The organism is Parabacteroides sp. AD58, assembly GCF_023744375.2.
Classification (GTDB): domain Bacteria; phylum Bacteroidota; class Bacteroidia; order Bacteroidales; family Tannerellaceae; genus Parabacteroides; species Parabacteroides absconsus.
This window is the reverse complement of record NZ_CP146284.1, coordinates 1,693,541-1,710,906: the sequence shown is the minus strand read 5'-3', so window position 1 is coordinate 1,710,906 and position 17,366 is coordinate 1,693,541. Positions and strand designations below refer to the sequence as shown.

The following is a 17,366-nucleotide window of genomic DNA, read 5'->3' as shown; positions in this document are numbered from 1 at the left end:
TTATAGGGTTATTCTCTACCACCGCCTAATGCACTGTAAAGATTGATAACAGCCTGGATTCGCTGGATATTATCAGATACTTCTGTTAACTGTGCACTGAGCAGACTTTGTTGTGATGTCAATATTTCCAGATAAGTAGCATCTCCACTTTGGAACAGGTCTTTTGTATAGACAACGGCTTTTTCCAGCTGTTCTACACGAGCTCTGTCTTCTATCAGCTTGTTGTTGCTGGCATCATATAAATGCAAGGCGTCACTGACTTCCTGACCAGCCGCTAAGATAGTCTGCTGATAGTTCATCTTGGCGATCTCTTCTTCTGCTTTAGTTACCTTCAAGTTGGCAATTAATTTACCGTTGTTGAAGATCGGCTGTGCCAACGCCGCCAAAGCCTGGAACATGAACTGTCCGGGATTAGCAACACTGATGCCCGAACCGTTTGTCCATCCCGCAGTAGCTGTGATGTTCAATCCCGGATAGAAGGCTGCTCTTGCCTGGTTCGTAGAATAATAAGCACTTGCCAGGTTCATTTCTGCTATCTTTACATCCGGACGATTGGCCAAAAGCTGGATAGGAACACCGGCTGTCAATTCTTCCGGCATGATCTGCTCGTCTAATGTTCCTCTGTCGATATGCTGAGGCGCTTTTGCCAACAGGACAGACAAAGAGTTTTCTACTTCTCTGATCTGGCGTTGCAAGTCGATCAATGAAGCTGCCGTCTGATGATAAGCCGCACGGGTTTGAGTAACGGCTGCTTCTGTCGTCATACCGGCTATCTTCATGGCTTCCATGACGCGGACATTCTCTGCATAGATATCTACTGTTCTGGCTGTGATATCTTCCTGCTTGTCGAGCATCAACAAGGTATAATACGAATTGGCAATGCCGCAAATGAGCTGTGAGCGGACAGCCTGCTGGCTGTACTGGCTCTGTAGATAAGCTGTCTTCTGGCTGCGGCTTGCGTTCAATAACTGACCGAACAGATCTACCTGCCAGCTGGCTGCAACCGGAAGTGTATAGGCCTTGACAAAATCGCCGCCATCCATAGTGGTTACTGATCCTTGTGGAGCCAGGTTAATGGAAGGCAAGAACGACAAGCGTGCTGATGTCAGCATGACGCGGGCCTCTTCTACACGCAATACGGCTGCCTGCATATCTACATTGTTTGCCAGGCCTTCTTCTATCAAAGCCTGCAGTTTCGGATCCTTGAATAATTCTTGCCAGGGAATGTTTCCCATATTGGTCGTATCGCTGACAGCCAGTGTGTCAGTCAGAGATACGGGATCCCGATAAATTCCATCAGCGTTGATATCCTCAGGACGATCATACGCTTTGTAAATGTGGCAACTGCTTAATAAAGCAGTCGCGCACATCATATAAAATATATTACTTCTTTTCATCCGAATCATTCTTTTATTTGTTCATATTGTTCAATTTCGCTATTCATATCACTGTTGTCCAAATCATCCCATTCAAGCGGTTTAACTTTTTCTTGCAAGTACTGGAATGCGACGAACAATACAGGAACAATAAAGATCTGGAAGATCATACCGATAAACATACCTCCAATGGCGGAAGCTCCTAATGTACGGTTACCGTGTGCTCCAACACCGAAGGCAAACATCAACGGAAGCAAACCGATGATCATGGCCATTGATGTCATCAGGATAGGACGCAGACGAGCTGCGGCTCCTAATACGGCAGCCCAGGATATACTCATACCCATTCGACGTCGGTCGAGGGCGAACTCTACAATCAAGATCGCGTTCTTTGCCAACAGACCCATCAACATGATTAAGGCAATCTGCATGTAAATATCATTTGACATGGTTCCCAAAATCATCTTCAAGGCCGGAATACTACCTAATGCTCCCATACCATTGACGAACAGGAAGCTTCCGAACAGACCAAACGGAATTGACAGCAATACGGCCAGCGGCAAGATATAACTTTCATACTGGGCACTCAGCAACAAGTAAACGAAGACGAAACACAGCAGGAAGATAATAGCTGTCGTTCCGCTACTTGTTTCAGCCTCTTCACGCGCCATACCTCCTAATTCATAACCGAAACCGGTCGGCAGATTCTGCTGGGCTACTTCGGCAATGGCCTGCAAAGCCTGACCTGAAGTATAACCTGAAGCCGGAGCTACCATCACCTTGATAGATGTATACAGGTTGAAACGGCTGATGACATCCGGGCCGTATACTTTCTTCATGGTTACGAACTGGGTGATAGGAGCCATTTCTCCGTTGCTGCTACGAACCTTGATGCTATTCAGTGTTTCGAGGTTTTTCGTAGCGCTTGGTTCTGCCTGAATCATTACACGGTACATCTTACCATAACTGTTGAAGTTAGATGCGTAAAGACCTCCGTAATATCCTTGCATGGTTGAAAGGATGTCGCTCGGACTGATACCTGCTTTTTTACAAGCTGCCGCATCAATATCCAACATGTATTGCGGGAAGCTCGGGTTGAACGTGGTCTGCGCACGGCTGATTTCCGGACGGGCATTCAAGGCGGCGATATAATCTGTAACCACGTTGAAGAAACGATCCAGTTCTCCACCTGTTTTATCCTGCATGTTTAATTCAATATCACTGGATGCTGAATAACCCGGAATCATAGGAGGTGCGAAGAACAGTACCTGTGCGTCTTTGATGATTTTCTGTGAACGCATGAACAACGAACCGACGATGATATCTGAGTTTTGCATCAGCGAACGTTCTTCCCAGTCTTTCAACTTGATGATGATTGATCCGTAAGAAGGACCCTGACCACCGATGAAACCGAAACCGGAGATAACGGTTCTTGACTGAACGGCTGGTTCGGCAGCTATCAGGCTGTCTACTTTGTTCAATACTTCCATAGCTCGTTCCTGAGATGTTCCAGGAGGCAAGGTAACGGCACCCATGATGGTCCCGGTATCTTCATTCGGCACCATACCGGTTGGTGTTGTATTCATCAAAAATACCAAGAGGGCGATGGCCGCAACCACCAGTCCAAAAGAAATAACTGATTTCTGAATGAAGAACAATACGTTTTTCTTATATCGGTTCAAAATCTTTTCGTAAGCAGCATTGAAGGCTTGTTTAAATTTATCGGTTGTCATACCTAACAATGCTAAAACGCTGATAACGATAAAGAGGATACACAAAGCCGGATGGTTGCTGAAACTGAACATACCGAAGATCATACCCAAAATAGCAATGACTGTAAAGATTAAGGTAATGCTTGGGTGAAGCAATCTTCCGATGGCGTCGGTATAGCGGCGCAACATGATTTTACCTGAAGTCTTCACGGCGGTATTCACGCGTTCCTTCAGGGAAGAGTCATCTCCATGAGCCTTCAACAGAATGGCACAAAGGGCCGGTGACAAGGTCAAGGCGTTCAATGCAGAGAATCCGATAGAAATAGCCATGGTCAAACCGAACTGGCGGTAGAAGGTACCGGCGGTTCCTTCCATGAAACTTACCGGAATGAACACAGACATCATGACCAAGGTAATAGAAACGATGGCACCACCTAATTCGCTCATCGCGTCGATAGAAGCCTGCTTAACGGATTTATATCCCTGGTCGAGTTTGGCATGGACACCCTCGACGACGACGATCGCATCATCGACCACAATCGCAATCGCCAGCACCATTGCAGACAAGGTCAGCAAGTTCAAGCTGAAACCGATCAGTTTCAGGACGAAGAACGTACCGATCAAAGCAACCGGGATGGCAATAGCCGGAATCAGGGTAGAACGCATATCCTGCAAGAAGATATATACCACGATAAATACCAGGATAAATGCCTCGATCAAGGTCTTGATAACTTCGTGGATAGAAGCAAACAAGAAGTCGTTGGCACTTTGGGCGATGTTGATACCCAAGCCTTCCGGCAAGGTCTTTTCGGCGTTGGCCAATACTTTTTCCAAGTTAGAAATGGTCTCGGTCGCGTTGGTTCCTGCCATCTGATATACGATACAAGATACGGCTTTATGACCGTTTACCGTATTGTTGAAGGTATAAGCCAGACGACCCAATTCGAGGTCTGCTATATCACCCAGACGCAATACTTCGCCGTCGGGCAATGCCTTGATGACAATGTCGGCAAATTCGCCCGGTTTCTGCAGACGTCCTTTGTAACGGATGGTATACTGGAAGGTCTGGTTTCCGCGTTCACCGAACTGACCCGGTGCCGCTTCAATGTTCTGTTCTGCCAAAGCTGCAGAGACATCGCTCGGCACCAGTTTATACTGAGCCATGATATCCGGCTTCAACCAGATACGCATAGAATAATCCTGACCTAACACATTTGCATCACCTACACCACTTACACGTTTGATTTCCGGAATCAAGTTGATGTTGGCATAGTTTTCGATAAACTCGATGTTGTATTTATCTTCCTTGTCGTACAAAGAGAATACCATCAACATAGAGGTCTGTCTCTTCTGCGTTGTTACACCGACTTTGGTTACTTCGGCCGGCAGCAATCCTTGTGCCATTGACACACGGTTCTGTACGTTGACTGCCGCCATATCCGGGTCGGTTCCCTGGTTGAAGTAAACATTGATATCGGCCGAACCTGTGTTGGAGGCCGTTGATGAAATATACATCATGTTTTCCACACCGTTGATCTGGTCTTCCAGCGGAGCGATGACGGAGTTCAATACGGCGGTCGCATTGGCTCCCGTATAAGTCGCTCTTACCGATACGGTAGGAGGCGCAATGTCCGGATATTGGGTAATAGGTAATGTAGCAAGACCGATAACACCCAGGATGACTATCAAAATAGAAATAACGGTTGATAGCACCGGACGGTTAATAAATCTATCTAATTTCATTTTATTTGTTCTGATTTAATTGTCTATCCTATAAAAATTAATTGAAAGCAGTTGCCAGATTACCATCATGCTGATCTTTTAAGTGCTGCTGGTATTTAGCCTCTTGCTGTGCTTGTGTTATAGGGGTGATCTTTTGCCCGTTGTGCAATTGCTGTACGCCTTCTACAACGATCTTCTCAGAAGAATTCAAGCCGCTGGTCACAATATAGTTCTGACCGTCGTTCAAATCAGAAATCTTGACTTCCGTATATTTCAGTGTGCTGTCAGGCTGCAATACATAAACGAATTTCTTATCCTGGATTTCAACCGTTGATGACTGAGGAATCAGGATGATGTTCTCCATTGTGTACGGGAAGATCACATTTCCTGTACCACCACTGCGCAGGATGTTATTCTTGTTGGAGAAGATGGCACGCATGCTTACTGAACCGGTGGTCTGATCGATTACTCCACTGACGGCGTCGATCTTACCTTCTTCGCTATAAAAACTTCCATCGGCCAGCTGCAGTTTGACTGCCGGCATTTTCTCCAGCTCTTCTTTGAGGGAAGTACCTGTCTTTGTCAGTTGCAGCAGGTCTTTTTCAGTCATGGAGAAATATACATACATATCTTTGATTTCAGATACGGTTGTCAGTGGTTCTGCAATAGAGGGACTCACCAAACTACCGATACGGTACGGGAATGTACCGATCACTCCGTCAGACGGACTGGTTACCGTACAGAAATCCAGGTTCTGCTTAGCGCTGACCAGTGATGCTTCGGCCTGAGCCAGGGCTGCTTTCGCCGATAATAAGTTGTTGACGGCTGTTTCGTATTCAAATGAACTGATGATCTGTTTTTCGAACAACATGTGTTTGTTCTTTTCAGTCAGAGTCAGTGTATTTAAGCTCGCTTTAGCTGTTTCTACAGCTGCTTTGGCCTGGTTAAAAGCGGCCTTGTATTGAGTCGGATCGATCTGGAATAATGCCTGTCCTTTACGAACCGTTGCACCTTCATCTACACAAAGTTTGACGATAAAACCAGAAACTTGCGGACGGATTTCAATATCCTGTGTTCCTTTAATGGTTGCCGGGTAAGATTTCGTCTGGTTGCTCGAAGTCGTTGTTACTGTAGCAACAGCATATTCGTTGTCTCCCATCTTCATCCCACTTTGGCTGTTTCCACAAGAAAACAAAATAAACCCAGTCGCACATATAACCATGTACTTACCCTGGGTTACCATGAACTTCAAAAAATGTTTCTTCATATATTATTAAAAATTTGAAATTATTCTCGAATCTCTATATTAATCCTTCTTTTTTGAAAAATAAGTAAGGAATGTCATTTCCTGCTATTTTCTTTTACTCGCTTTTTTTCCATACAAAGGTAACTCTTTTCTATAAAATAGGGTGATGCTAAAATCTTATTTTAACCATATTTGTATGCATATTATATGATTTTCTGAAAAGAAAAGATACATTTTGGTATGAAATTAATATTAATTGTTCCGTATAGAAATTTGACGTAATCATCTTTTTTAGATATCCGGAAAAAGAGAAAGTTAACTTTAGGCTGGTTCCTGCCGGGATAATTCTTTAAACTCGTTACTTTTTAATTGTTTGACATCTGTCAAAAAGCTTTTTCATATATATAGTAAAGCTTTTTGACAACTGTGATAAAGCTTTACCACATTTGTCAAAAATATAAGTTCTAAGGAGAAACAGATATCAAGAATACGAGAAATGGATTTGTTCTATTTTGTCAAGGAATCATTTATGTGGTTTATTTACCTGAAAAAAATGTTCTTTTAAGGCATTGATGGAAAAGCTTCCTATGTGAAAGAGTAGGAAGAAAAGAGCTTTTGTGTGGATATTTTTAAATAAACCCTTGCTTTTTCGTAATTAATGTTTACTTTTGACCTAAATAACTTAAATTAAAAACATCATGGATACCACGATTATTGTTTCAGACGTATTGAGAGAGAGTTGGAAAAATGTAAAATCTCAGATTTGGATTTTAGCTGGTCTGGTTATAGGTCTGTGTTTGATTTCCTTTACGGTCAGTTTGTTTATGACTCCTTTATCTTCTTCTTTAGGAGGAAAGGTCGTATCTTCCTTGATCAGTTACATCATATCGTCTGTTTTTGCTTTGGGATATATCAAGAACATGTTTCAGACGATGGATGGCGATGAACCTCAGTTTTCAGCCTATATGCAGAATCCGACGAAATTGTTTTCATATATGATTGCCGGAATTCTTTCCAGTGTGCTTGTTTGTATCGGTTTATTCATTTTTGTGATACCGGGTGTCTATTTGTATCTTCGTCTGCAGTTCTTCGGACAGTTTATCGTCGATGAAAATGCAAGTGCGCTGGATGCGTTGCGTAAAAGCTGGTACTTGACGAAAGGCCGGGTAATGCCTTTGTTGGGTCTTTTGTTAGCGCAGTTATTGATATTGATCGTAGGCGTTATCTTGTTCATTATCGGTGTCTTTGTAGCCTATCCGTTGGTTATTATGAGCCAGTGTTATGTTTATCGCCTGATGAATAAGCCGGTTCTGGAAGATATGGAATAATCTGTATATCTGCCATATAACATTTTTTGTATTGGAGTTAGCTTCTTTTTCGACTACCTTTGTTTGAAATTGTTTTAAGAATGAAGTTCCAATTCAGAAAATATGTGTATAGTGGGATGGTATTAGCCATCTTGTTGCTGAGCCATTCCACACAAGATGTTTTTGGTAAGAAAAAGAATGTTTCTCCGGTCTTACCGCCTGCCAAAGCAGCTTTTCCTACTACCGAAGTAACGATTCCGATGGTTGAATTTCCGAAGTATCCGGAAGCTGCCAAGTTAGATTCGTTGGCTTCTCCGCGTAAAGTCATATCGACAAACTTTACCAGTCGTGAAATCAATCATATTGGGGTGGGCGATGTGGCCCGTTTTAAGGATTCGGATACAGAGATCATTGACCTGTCGTTGATTCAGGAAGGCGATTTTGCTTTTCCATTACCGGGTGCCAAAGTTATTTCGCCGTATGGCGGTCGGCGGCGTCATCATTCCGGGTACGACATAAAAACCTGTCCGAACGATACGATTGTAGCGGCCTTTGATGGTGTGGTTCGCTTTTCCAAGCCTTATTCAGCTTATGGGAATGTCATCGTTATCCGCCATTATAATGGGCTGGAAACGGTTTACAGCCATAATTCCAAGAACTTTGTCAAGCCGGGTGATGTGGTGAAAGCCGGAACACCCATTGGTTTAACCGGTCGAACCGGACGGGCTACGACTGCGCATCTGCATTTTGAAGTGCGTTTTAACGGGGTTCATTTTAATCCGAACTATGTGTTCAGCTTTTCCCGGCGTACACTGAAAAAGGAGTGTCTGATTTGTCGTAAAAAAGGAAATCATGTTTCGGTCAAACCGGTCAGAGCTCTCCCTCTCTATCTGATTGATCGTGAGGATGAGAAAAAATAATATAAATAGCTGGTGGATTATATGCGAATAGAAAAGATGAATGGTCTATAAAAAAGAAAAGGTTGTCATCACGACAACCAATCTTCATTGCTAACCTTAAATCTAATACCATGAAAAACACAGTGCAAATATAGAGACTTTGTGTTATTCAGCATAATTTTTCGGCATAAATATTCTGTATTTAACTTGATTTATTATTTGGAAACGCTTTTAGGCTAAATGGATACCTTTTTTAGCTATAAAAGGACAATTGGATTGTTTATGAGCCTTGTTGGCGACTGCATAGAAGACAGGAATGTGTACGGTAGGTTTGTTGGTGAGTCCTTTCCTGGAATACGCGCCGGTAAATGATTTTTTTCGTATATTTGCATGCAAAACGATTTTAGGACAGACAAATAAATGAAGAATATCCGCAATTTTTGTATTATTGCTCATATTGACCATGGGAAAAGTACCCTGGCCGACCGTTTGCTGGAATACACCAAGACGGTAGAAGGAAGAGATATGCAGGATCAGGTATTGGATGATATGGATCTGGAGCGTGAACGTGGTATTACGATCAAGAGCCATGCCATTCAGATGAATTATACCTATAAAGGAGAAGATTATATTTTAAATTTGATTGATACTCCGGGGCACGTCGACTTTTCGTATGAGGTATCACGTTCAATAGCCGCTTGCGAAGGCGCTTTATTGATTGTTGATGCGTCGCAGGGTGTGCAGGCACAAACCATTTCGAATTTATATATGGCTATCGAGAACGATTTGGAGATTATTCCGGTCTTGAACAAGATCGATTTGCCAAGTGCCATGCCCGAAGAAGTGGAAGACGAAATAATAGAGCTGCTGGGTTGTGACCGCAGCGATATTCTGCGTGCCAGCGGTAAGACTGGCGAAGGTGTTGAAAACCTGTTGAATGCCATTGTAGAAAAAATTCCGGCTCCGAAGGGTGATCCGGAGGCTCCGCTGCAGTGTCTGATTTTCGATTCGGTGTTTAATTCTTTCCGGGGAATCATTGCTTATTTTAAGGTTGAAAACGGGGTTATCCATAAAGGGGATCACGTCAAATTCATCGCCACGGGTAAGGAATATGATGCCGATGAAGTAGGGGTATTGAAACTGGAAATGTCACCGCGGGACGAAGTGCGTACGGGTGATGTTGGTTATATTATTTCTGGTATAAAGACATCCAAGGAAGTGCGGGTAGGAGATACGATCACGCATGTTGCCCGTCCGGCACTGGAAGCTATTGCCGGGTTCGAGGAAGTCAAGCCGATGGTTTTTGCCGGTGTTTATCCCATTGAGACAGAAGAATTCGAGAATCTGCGTGCTTCGTTGGAGAAATTGCAGTTGAACGACGCTTCTTTGACTTTCCAGCCGGAAAGTTCGGCGGCGTTGGGATTCGGATTCCGTTGTGGTTTCTTAGGTTTGCTGCACATGGAAATTGTACAGGAACGCTTGGACCGCGAGTTTAATATGAATGTGATTACGACGGTACCGAATGTTTCATATATGGTTTATGACAAGAAAGGAAATTGCAAGGAAGTCCATAATCCGAGTGGCTTGCCTGACCCGACGCTGATTGATCATATTGAAGAACCGTTCATTCGGGCATCCGTCATTACCAATACATCTTATATCGGTCCGATTATGACCTTGTGTTTGGGTAAGCGAGGAGTGCTGGTTAAACAGAATTATATTTCAGGAGATCGTGTGGAAATTATTTACGACTTGCCTTTGGGTGAGATTGTTATTGACTTCTACGATAAACTGAAGAGTATCTCGAAAGGTTATGCTTCGTTTGATTATCATTTGCATGATTATCGTCCGAGTAAGCTGGTCAAGCTGGATATTCTGCTGAACGGTGAGCCGGTAGATGCTCTTTCAACACTGACGCATGTTGACAACAGTGTGACTTTCGGTCGGCGGATGTGTGAAAAACTGAAAGAACTGATCCCTCGTCAGCAGTTTGAAATAGCCATTCAGGCCGCTATCGGAGCCAAGATCATAGCCCGTGAAACCATCAAGGCTGTACGCAAGGATGTAACGGCTAAGTGTTATGGTGGTGATGTTTCCCGTAAGCGTAAGTTGCTGGAGAAGCAGAAAGAAGGAAAGAAACGTATGAAACAGATCGGAACGGTTGAGGTTCCACAGAAAGCCTTCCTGGCTGTATTGAAGCTCGATTAAGACGCGGTTAGATTTTCCCTTATAAAGAAAAAGATCACAACATGTGAAAAGAGTCCATCTTCAGGCATGTTGTGATCTTTCTGTTTTTATACGGATTCTGCTCCCTTAGTCGAATAGCAGTCTGGCGTCTCTTTCCGCAGCCTTTTCAGTCCAGTCTTCCGGAATCATCTTCCACTGGTTGAGAGGCTGAGGAGACAAGGTCTTCTTCTCCCGGATATATTGGATCATATAATATCGCAGATCTTTCTCTGTAGCCGAAATAATCCGGTCTTTTAACTGATCTTGTGGAATTCCCGCTCCTTTTGTGAGCAGTTCGCCACCGCCATTACCTCTGTAAGAATTTAAAGCTACCCGATAAGTCCGGTTGAGATCGAACGGTTCGCCATTGGCCAGGCTTTGTATGCAGACCTTTTGTCCGGCAGGTTTGGTTACATCCACCGTATAAATGATACCGGCCGCCGAATCGAAGTTGAAGCTTGGATTTGTAAATGTGTAGCCATTGCCGTCTTTCCGTTCAGTCAGCAAAAGAACATGATCATCGGCCGATTTCATCTGATTCGTCCAGATTGCATACGATTCTTCCAGGAATCCTTTGATTTCTTTTCCTGTCAGTTCCATGGTATAAAGCATGTTTTCATACTTATAAAGGTTGAACATGTCGCTGATATGAATATCTCCTTCTTTGATTACGGCGTCAAAGGAGAGAGGAGCGGCAAACGAGATGTCGGCTCCGGTCAGATCCAGTTGCAGAGAATGGATGAAATCGATAAAAGCCGACGGGCCGAAATAAGCCGGCCGGGTAGAAATTGTTTCGGTGAAAGTCCCGACTTTCTCAGAAACGAAGGCTTCTACTGCTTGGTATTGTGGAGCAAACTGCTTCATAAAGTCCGGACTTGGTTCCAGTTTGTCCATATCAGCCAGTTTGCCTTGGATTGATTTCCGAATGACTTTATCCCCATCCAGTGTCAGCGTAATTTCTACGTCGCCTACCGTTCTTCCGTTGTTGGCCGGATTAATCAGCAAAACAGAATCTCCCTGAGCATTGGCTATCTTTCCGCAGAAGCGCCGATGGTCGTGTCCCATCATAATGATGTCAAAGCCCGGAATACGTTCAGCTATTTCGGCAGAAGCATCTTCGCGGTATTTGCCTGCTACAGTACGGGCTTCCTTTCCGGCATGGAAGAGGCCGATGATGATGTCCGGCTTTTCCTTTTCCTGAATGATCGGCATCCATTTACGTGCTGTTTGTTCCATATCTGCGAAGTAAAGACCTTTCCATAACGTCTCGGGCAGCCAGGTTGGAATAGCCGGTGTAATCATACCTAATACAGCTATTTTTACACCTTCCCGTTCGATGATTTCATAAGGCTTTAAGTAGGGTTGTTCATCCGATACTTGGATAATATTCGCTCCCAAGACCGGAAACTGGCACTGACTGATCCAGCGGTCGTAAACTGCATGACCCGCTTCTACATCATGATTTCCCATATTCCCTACTACGAATCCCATGTAATTCATCATAGTCGCCGTAATATGCGTTGATACAGTGTCCATAAAGTTATAATAGTAGGCCGAAGGCTGTCCTTGCAGAATATCTCCGTTGTCCATCAGCAATAAATTGTGTCCATACGTCTGGCGTTCCTGTTGGGCGTACGAATGCACACGGGCGAAGCTGCCTTTCCAGTCTTGTTGCGTGATGAAATTATAAGGGAAGAAATTGCCGTGAATGTCGCTCGTTTCAATCAACTTCAGCTTGACTTCGCGCGTGGCGGCAGAGAGGCTTAAGAAAGCCCATAATAAAAGAAAGATACATGAAATTCGTCTCATAAAATGGGTATTAAAGATATGTAATTGATAAAACGGTACAAAAATAATACAGACCAGAGAAACTTCCTTCCTCGGATTATATGAAAATCTGATGAAAGTTTATCTGGTCTGTATGATTATAGATAGACTTACCTGATAATTATTCCAATTTGTGGATTACCAGACCGGAACGAAGTTTCGGTTCGAACCAGGTTGTCTTAGGTGGCATGATATTTCCTGTATCAGCAATGTTCATCAACTGTTTCATGGTTACCGGATACAGTGCCAGAGCCATCTTCATTTCTCCGCTGTCAACCCGGCGTTTCAATTCGCCTAAACCACGAATTCCTCCTACAAAGTCGATTCGTTTGTCTGAACGCAGATCTTTGATGTTGAGGATTTCGTTGAGGATCAGATTTGATGAGATGGTAACATCCAGTACACCGATCGGATCGTTGTCATCATAGGTTCCCGGTTTAGCCGTCAGTGAATACCACTTTCCTTCGACATATAACGAGAAATTATGCAAGCCCGTCGGTTTGTAAATCTCTGTACCTTTACATTCGACAACGAAGTTTTTCTTGAGCTTTTCCAAGAATTCTTCAGGAGTCAGTCCGTTCAGGTCTTTTACCACCCGGTTATAATCTATAATCGTCAGCTGATCATCCGGGAAGCAGACAGCCATGAAGTAATTATATTCTTCATCGCCGCGGTGATTCGGATTCTGCCGTGCTTTTTCTGCACCAACCAAGGCGGCTGCAGCCGAACGATGATGACCGTCGGCAATATACAAGGCCGGAATCTTTGCGAAGAGTTCTGTAATCCGTCGGATATCCTCATCATTATCGATTACCCAGAATGTATGTCCGAAGCCGTCTCCCGGAGCGATGAAATCGTATTCCGGTTCACGAGATGCGTATTTGGCGATGATCTTGTTGAGCTCATCATTATGCGGATAAGCAAAGAATACCGGTTCGATGTTGGCATTGTTGACGCGTACATGCTTCATGCGGTCTTCTTCTTTATCGCGACGGGTCAATTCATGCTTCTTGATGACACCGTTCATATAATCCGGAACGTAGGCACATACAACAAGACCGTATTGGATCTTTCCGTTCATGGTCTGCGCATATACATAATAACATTCCTTCGGATCTTGTACCAACCAACCTTTTTCCTGGAACTTCTTGAAGCTTTCGGCTGCTTTCTGATATACTTCCGGAGCATGTTCGTCAGTTCCTACCGGAAAATCTATTTCCGGACGGATGATATGATACAGCGATTTCTCATTCCCTTTGGCTTCTTCGCGTGCTTCTTCAGAGTTCAGCACATCATAAGGGCGTGAAGCGACTTGTTCCACCAAGTCTTTCGGCGGACGAATTCCTCTGAAGGGTTTTATCGTAGCCATATCTTATTTGTTTACTCTGAATTTTTCAATACCTTCTTTCAAGAAACCTTCAATTTGACGGGCGGCAGCAATACCGGCATTAATATTGGCTTCAGCTGTCTGAGCACCCATTTTTTTCGGAGTTGAGAAATAACGACCGGCAAATTTGGCTGCAAATTCTTCATTGGCCACTGGCATGATATCTGTCACATATTTCAGGTCTGTACGTTCTTCCATCAACTGAATCAGTTCTGCTTCATTGATGACTTCCTTGCGGGCTGTATTGACCAATACGCCACCTTTCGGCATTTTACCTACCAGAGCTGCATTGATTGAATTCTTGGTTTCAGCCGTAGCCGGGATGTGAAGAGAAACGATGTTACAGGTTTCATACAGAGCTTCAGCAGAGTCGACTGCTTTCACACCGGCTTCTTCGATGACTTCTTTCGGACAGAAAGCATCGTAAGCATAGACTTCCATGCCAAATCCTTTGGCGATACGGGCTACATTTCTTCCTACATTACCAAAGGCATGAATACCCAGCTTCTTTCCTTTCAGTTCGGTACCGGATGTTCCGTTGTAGAAATTACGTACAGCCATAACCATCATACCGAAAGCTAATTCTGCCACGGCATTCGAATTCTGTCCAGGTGTGTTCATCACGCAAACCTGATGAGCCGTAGCAGCATCCAGATCTACATTATCATAACCGGCACCTGCGCGTACAACGATTTTCAATTGCTTGGCAGCATCAAGCACTTCATTGTCTACCTTGTCACTGCGGATAATCAGGGCATCAACATCTTTTACAGCATCCAACAACTGCGCCTTATCTGTATATTTTTCCAATAAAACCAGTTCGTCTCCCGCTTGTTCAACCACTTCGCGGATACCTTTCACAGCTATCGCTGCGAAAGGTTTTTCTGTTGCTACTAATATCTTAGCCATAATCAATGCTGTTTTTCAAATTCCTTCATTGCGTCAATCAGAACTTCTACGCTGCTCTTTGGCATAGCGTTATATAAAGAAGCACGGAATCCACCGACTGAACGGTGTCCTTTAATACCTACAATACCCTTAGATGCAGCAAATGTGTTGAATTCACCTTCCAGTTCCTTGTATTCATCATTCATAACGAAGCAAACATTCATGATAGAACGGTCTTCCGGAACAACAGTACCACGGAATAACTTGTTACGGTCGATTTCATCGTAAAGGATAGCCGCATTTTCTTTGTCTTTCTTTTCCATAGCGGCAATACCACCTTGTGCCTTATACCATTTCAATGTCTGCAATGCAGAATAGATCGGTAATACAGGAGGTGTATTGAACATAGAATCTTTTTCAATATGAGTCTTGTAGTTCAACATGGTTGGAATCGGACGGTCTACATGTCCTAAAGCATCGGTACGTACGATTACCAATGTAACACCGGCCGGAGCTAAGTTCTTCTGTGCACCGGCATAGATCAGATCGTACTTGGAAGCATCGATCGGACGAGAGAAGATATCAGAAGACATGTCGGCAACCAGACGAGCCTTAACATCCAGGTCTTCACGAATTTCAGTTCCGTAAATAGTATTGTTGGTTGTAATGTGGAAGTAATCAACATCTTCAGGAACAGTATATCCTTTAGGAATATATGTATAGTTTTTGTCTTTTGAAGATGCAACTACATCAACTTCACCGAATAGTTTGGCTTCTTTGATGGCTTTAGATGCCCAGGTTCCTGTATCCAGATAGGCAGCTTTCTTACTTAACAGGTTATAAGGAACCATACAGAATTGCATACTGGCGCCACCGCCCAAGAATACTACTTCATAACCGGCTGGTAAATCCAGCAATTCTTTAATCAGCGCTCGCGCTTCATCCATAACGGCTACAAATTCTTTACTACGATGAGATACCTCTAAGATAGATAATCCCATATCTGCGAAATTTTCTACCGCTGCAGCTGTGTTTTTGATAGTAAATTCGCTTAAAATTGACGGTCCTGCATAAAAATTGTGCTTTTTCATATGCAATTATATTTAGTTAATGTAACAATTTGTCACTTTCAAAATTGAAAGTCGTCTAAAGTAGAAATTTTTTTTGTAAGAGACAAAGCTTTTCCAGAAAAAAATATGGGAAGTCGTTTTAATATTTCATTTTGCATGAAAAAAGAGCCTGGATGTTCTATTTTTGAAACTAACGAATTCCGTTTTTGAAATAAATGAGAATCAAAAATGAAACTCGTTAGTTATGATGGATGACAAAAAGCAAATGGTGATTTATATATCATTTTTCAAAGCGGCTGCCCCAGAGTTTTTTCATTTGTTCGGTCAGCTTGTATTCGGCCGGATTAGCCTGTCCGTGCCAGATGCGCTGGTTCAGCAACTCTTTGGGCAGATAATCTTGTTTGACGAAGTGGTTTTCGTAATCATGGGCATACTTATATTCTTTCCCATAATTTAATTCGGCCATCAGTTGTGTCGGTGCATTACGGAGGTGAAGAGGCACAGGCAGATTCCCAGTACGGTTAACCAACTCCAGTGCATCATTAATTGCCTTATAGGCCGAATTGCTTTTCGGACTGCAAGCTAAGTAAATGGTGGTTTCGGCTAAAGGTATTCTTCCTTCGGGCCATCCTATTTTCTGTACGGTATCGAAGCAGGCATTGGCCAATAGGAGGGCATTGGGGTTTGCCAGACCAATATCTTCTGCTGCAGAAATGCAGAGACGGCGCGCGATGAATTTGGGATCTTCACCTCCGGCCACCATACGTGCCAGCCAGTAAATAGCTCCGTCGGGGTCACTTCCACGGATGGATTTGATAAAAGCCGATATGATATCGTAGTGCATTTCTCCTCCTTTGTCGTAGGCTGCCGGATTTTCCTGTAGGCGGTCTGTAACTTTCTGATCGGTAATTTCAATGTCATTTCCTTCTTCGGCGGCGATGACTAACTCGAGTATGTTCAACAATTTTCGTGCGTCACCACCAGAATAGCGAAGCAGTGCATCTGTTTCTTTTAGCTGGATATGTTTTTCCTTTAAGATAACATCCTCGGTAATGGCCCGGTGAAGTAATTGGAGTAAATCCTCTTTTCCCAGTGATTTCAGTACATATACCTGGCATCTTGACAGCAGCGGACGGATAACTTCGAAAGACGGGTTCTCAGTTGTAGCTCCGATGAGGGTTACAACTCCTGTCTCGACCGCATTCAATAACGAATCTTGCTGGGATTTACTGAAACGATGGATTTCATCAATAAATAATATAGGTGATACTGTGTTGAAGAAACGGTTCCCTTTTGCTTTCTCAATGACGTCACGTACATCTTTGACTCCCGAGTTAATGGCACTCAGTGTATAAAACGGTGTCTCTAACTTTTGAGAAATGATCTGGGCCAAAGTCGTTTTCCCTACTCCTGGAGGTCCCCACAAAATAAAAGATGGAACTCTGCCCGCATCAATCATTTTCCGTAGAACGGCTCCGGGTCCGACTAAATGTTTTTGTCCGATGTATTCATCCAGTGTTTTCGGACGTAATCTTTCTGCTAATGGCTGATTCATTCTCTTTCTGCTTTAACAACGTATCAACTAAATAAGATATAAATCTTGAAAGCAAATGTACGAAAAGTTTCTGGACGGTTGGATGGAATGTGTCTAAAAACAAATAAGCGCATACGATGGAAACTACCATACGATGCGCTTATATATTAAG

11 protein-coding genes are annotated in these 17,366 nt (G+C 43.5%); 3 read left to right on the top strand and 8 right to left on the bottom strand.

All coding sequences use genetic code 11. The features are described from left to right. Window positions 1-8: 8 nt before the first annotated feature. Genes NEE14_RS07580 through NEE14_RS07570 form a run of 3 tightly spaced genes read right to left on the bottom strand, consistent with a single transcriptional unit; the run spans window position 9 to window position 6,077 of the window. Window positions 9-1,397 carry an efflux transporter outer membrane subunit gene (locus tag NEE14_RS07580; RefSeq protein ID WP_251968157.1) on the bottom strand — a complete coding sequence of 463 codons (1,389 nt, stop codon included), beginning with the start codon at window positions 1,395-1,397 and terminating at the stop codon, window positions 9-11. A 5-nt stretch (window positions 1,398-1,402) separates the two neighbouring features. Further along, window positions 1,403-4,831 (bottom strand): efflux RND transporter permease subunit, encoded by a 3,429-nt coding sequence (locus NEE14_RS07575; RefSeq protein ID WP_251968158.1) that lies wholly within the window; start codon window positions 4,829-4,831, stop codon window positions 1,403-1,405. Window positions 4,832-4,868: 37 nt separating this feature from the next. After that, window positions 4,869-6,077 carry an efflux RND transporter periplasmic adaptor subunit gene (locus NEE14_RS07570; RefSeq protein WP_251968159.1) on the bottom strand — a complete coding sequence of 403 codons (1,209 nt, stop codon included), beginning with the start codon at window positions 6,075-6,077 and terminating at the stop codon, window positions 4,869-4,871. Window positions 6,078-6,754: 677 nt separating this feature from the next. Between NEE14_RS07570 and NEE14_RS07565 the strand changes: the two genes are divergently transcribed. The 3 genes from NEE14_RS07565 (at window position 6,755) to lepA (ending at window position 10,470) form a co-directional block, all read left to right on the top strand. Continuing rightward, the gene (locus NEE14_RS07565) at window positions 6,755-7,384 is read left to right on the top strand and encodes a hypothetical protein (protein ID WP_251968160.1); all 630 of its coding nucleotides are present in this window, start codon (window positions 6,755-6,757) and stop codon (window positions 7,382-7,384) included. A gap of 80 nt (window positions 7,385-7,464) precedes the next feature. Then, complete coding sequence (locus NEE14_RS07560; protein WP_422394686.1) at window positions 7,465-8,283, top strand: M23 family metallopeptidase; 819 nt, start codon at window positions 7,465-7,467, stop codon at window positions 8,281-8,283. A gap of 399 nt (window positions 8,284-8,682) precedes the next feature. Further along, window positions 8,683-10,470 (top strand): translation elongation factor 4, encoded by a 1,788-nt coding sequence (gene lepA, locus NEE14_RS07555; protein ID WP_251968161.1) that lies wholly within the window; start codon window positions 8,683-8,685, stop codon window positions 10,468-10,470. Between the two features lie 105 nt (window positions 10,471-10,575). Here lepA and NEE14_RS07550 read toward each other — a convergent pair whose 3' ends face one another. The 5 genes from NEE14_RS07550 to NEE14_RS07530 form a co-directional block, all read right to left on the bottom strand. Then, window positions 10,576-12,297, bottom strand: coding sequence for a bifunctional metallophosphatase/5'-nucleotidase (locus tag NEE14_RS07550; protein ID WP_251968162.1), 1,722 nt, complete (start codon window positions 12,295-12,297; stop codon window positions 10,576-10,578). A gap of 139 nt (window positions 12,298-12,436) precedes the next feature. Next, window positions 12,437-13,684 (bottom strand): DUF1015 domain-containing protein, encoded by a 1,248-nt coding sequence (locus NEE14_RS07545; protein WP_251968163.1) that lies wholly within the window; start codon window positions 13,682-13,684, stop codon window positions 12,437-12,439. A 3-nt stretch (window positions 13,685-13,687) separates the two neighbouring features. Next, window positions 13,688-14,611: an NAD(P)-dependent oxidoreductase gene (locus NEE14_RS07540; protein ID WP_251968164.1), complete on the bottom strand. Its 924-nt coding sequence runs from the start codon at window positions 14,609-14,611 to the stop codon at window positions 13,688-13,690. Between the two features lie 2 nt (window positions 14,612-14,613). After that, the gene (gene serC / locus NEE14_RS07535) at window positions 14,614-15,681 is read right to left on the bottom strand and encodes a 3-phosphoserine/phosphohydroxythreonine transaminase (protein WP_251968165.1); all 1,068 of its coding nucleotides are present in this window, start codon (window positions 15,679-15,681) and stop codon (window positions 14,614-14,616) included. Between the two features lie 259 nt (window positions 15,682-15,940). Beyond that, complete coding sequence (locus NEE14_RS07530) at window positions 15,941-17,215, bottom strand: replication-associated recombination protein A (protein ID WP_251968166.1); 1,275 nt, start codon at window positions 17,213-17,215, stop codon at window positions 15,941-15,943. Window positions 17,216-17,366 lie beyond the last annotated feature (151 nt).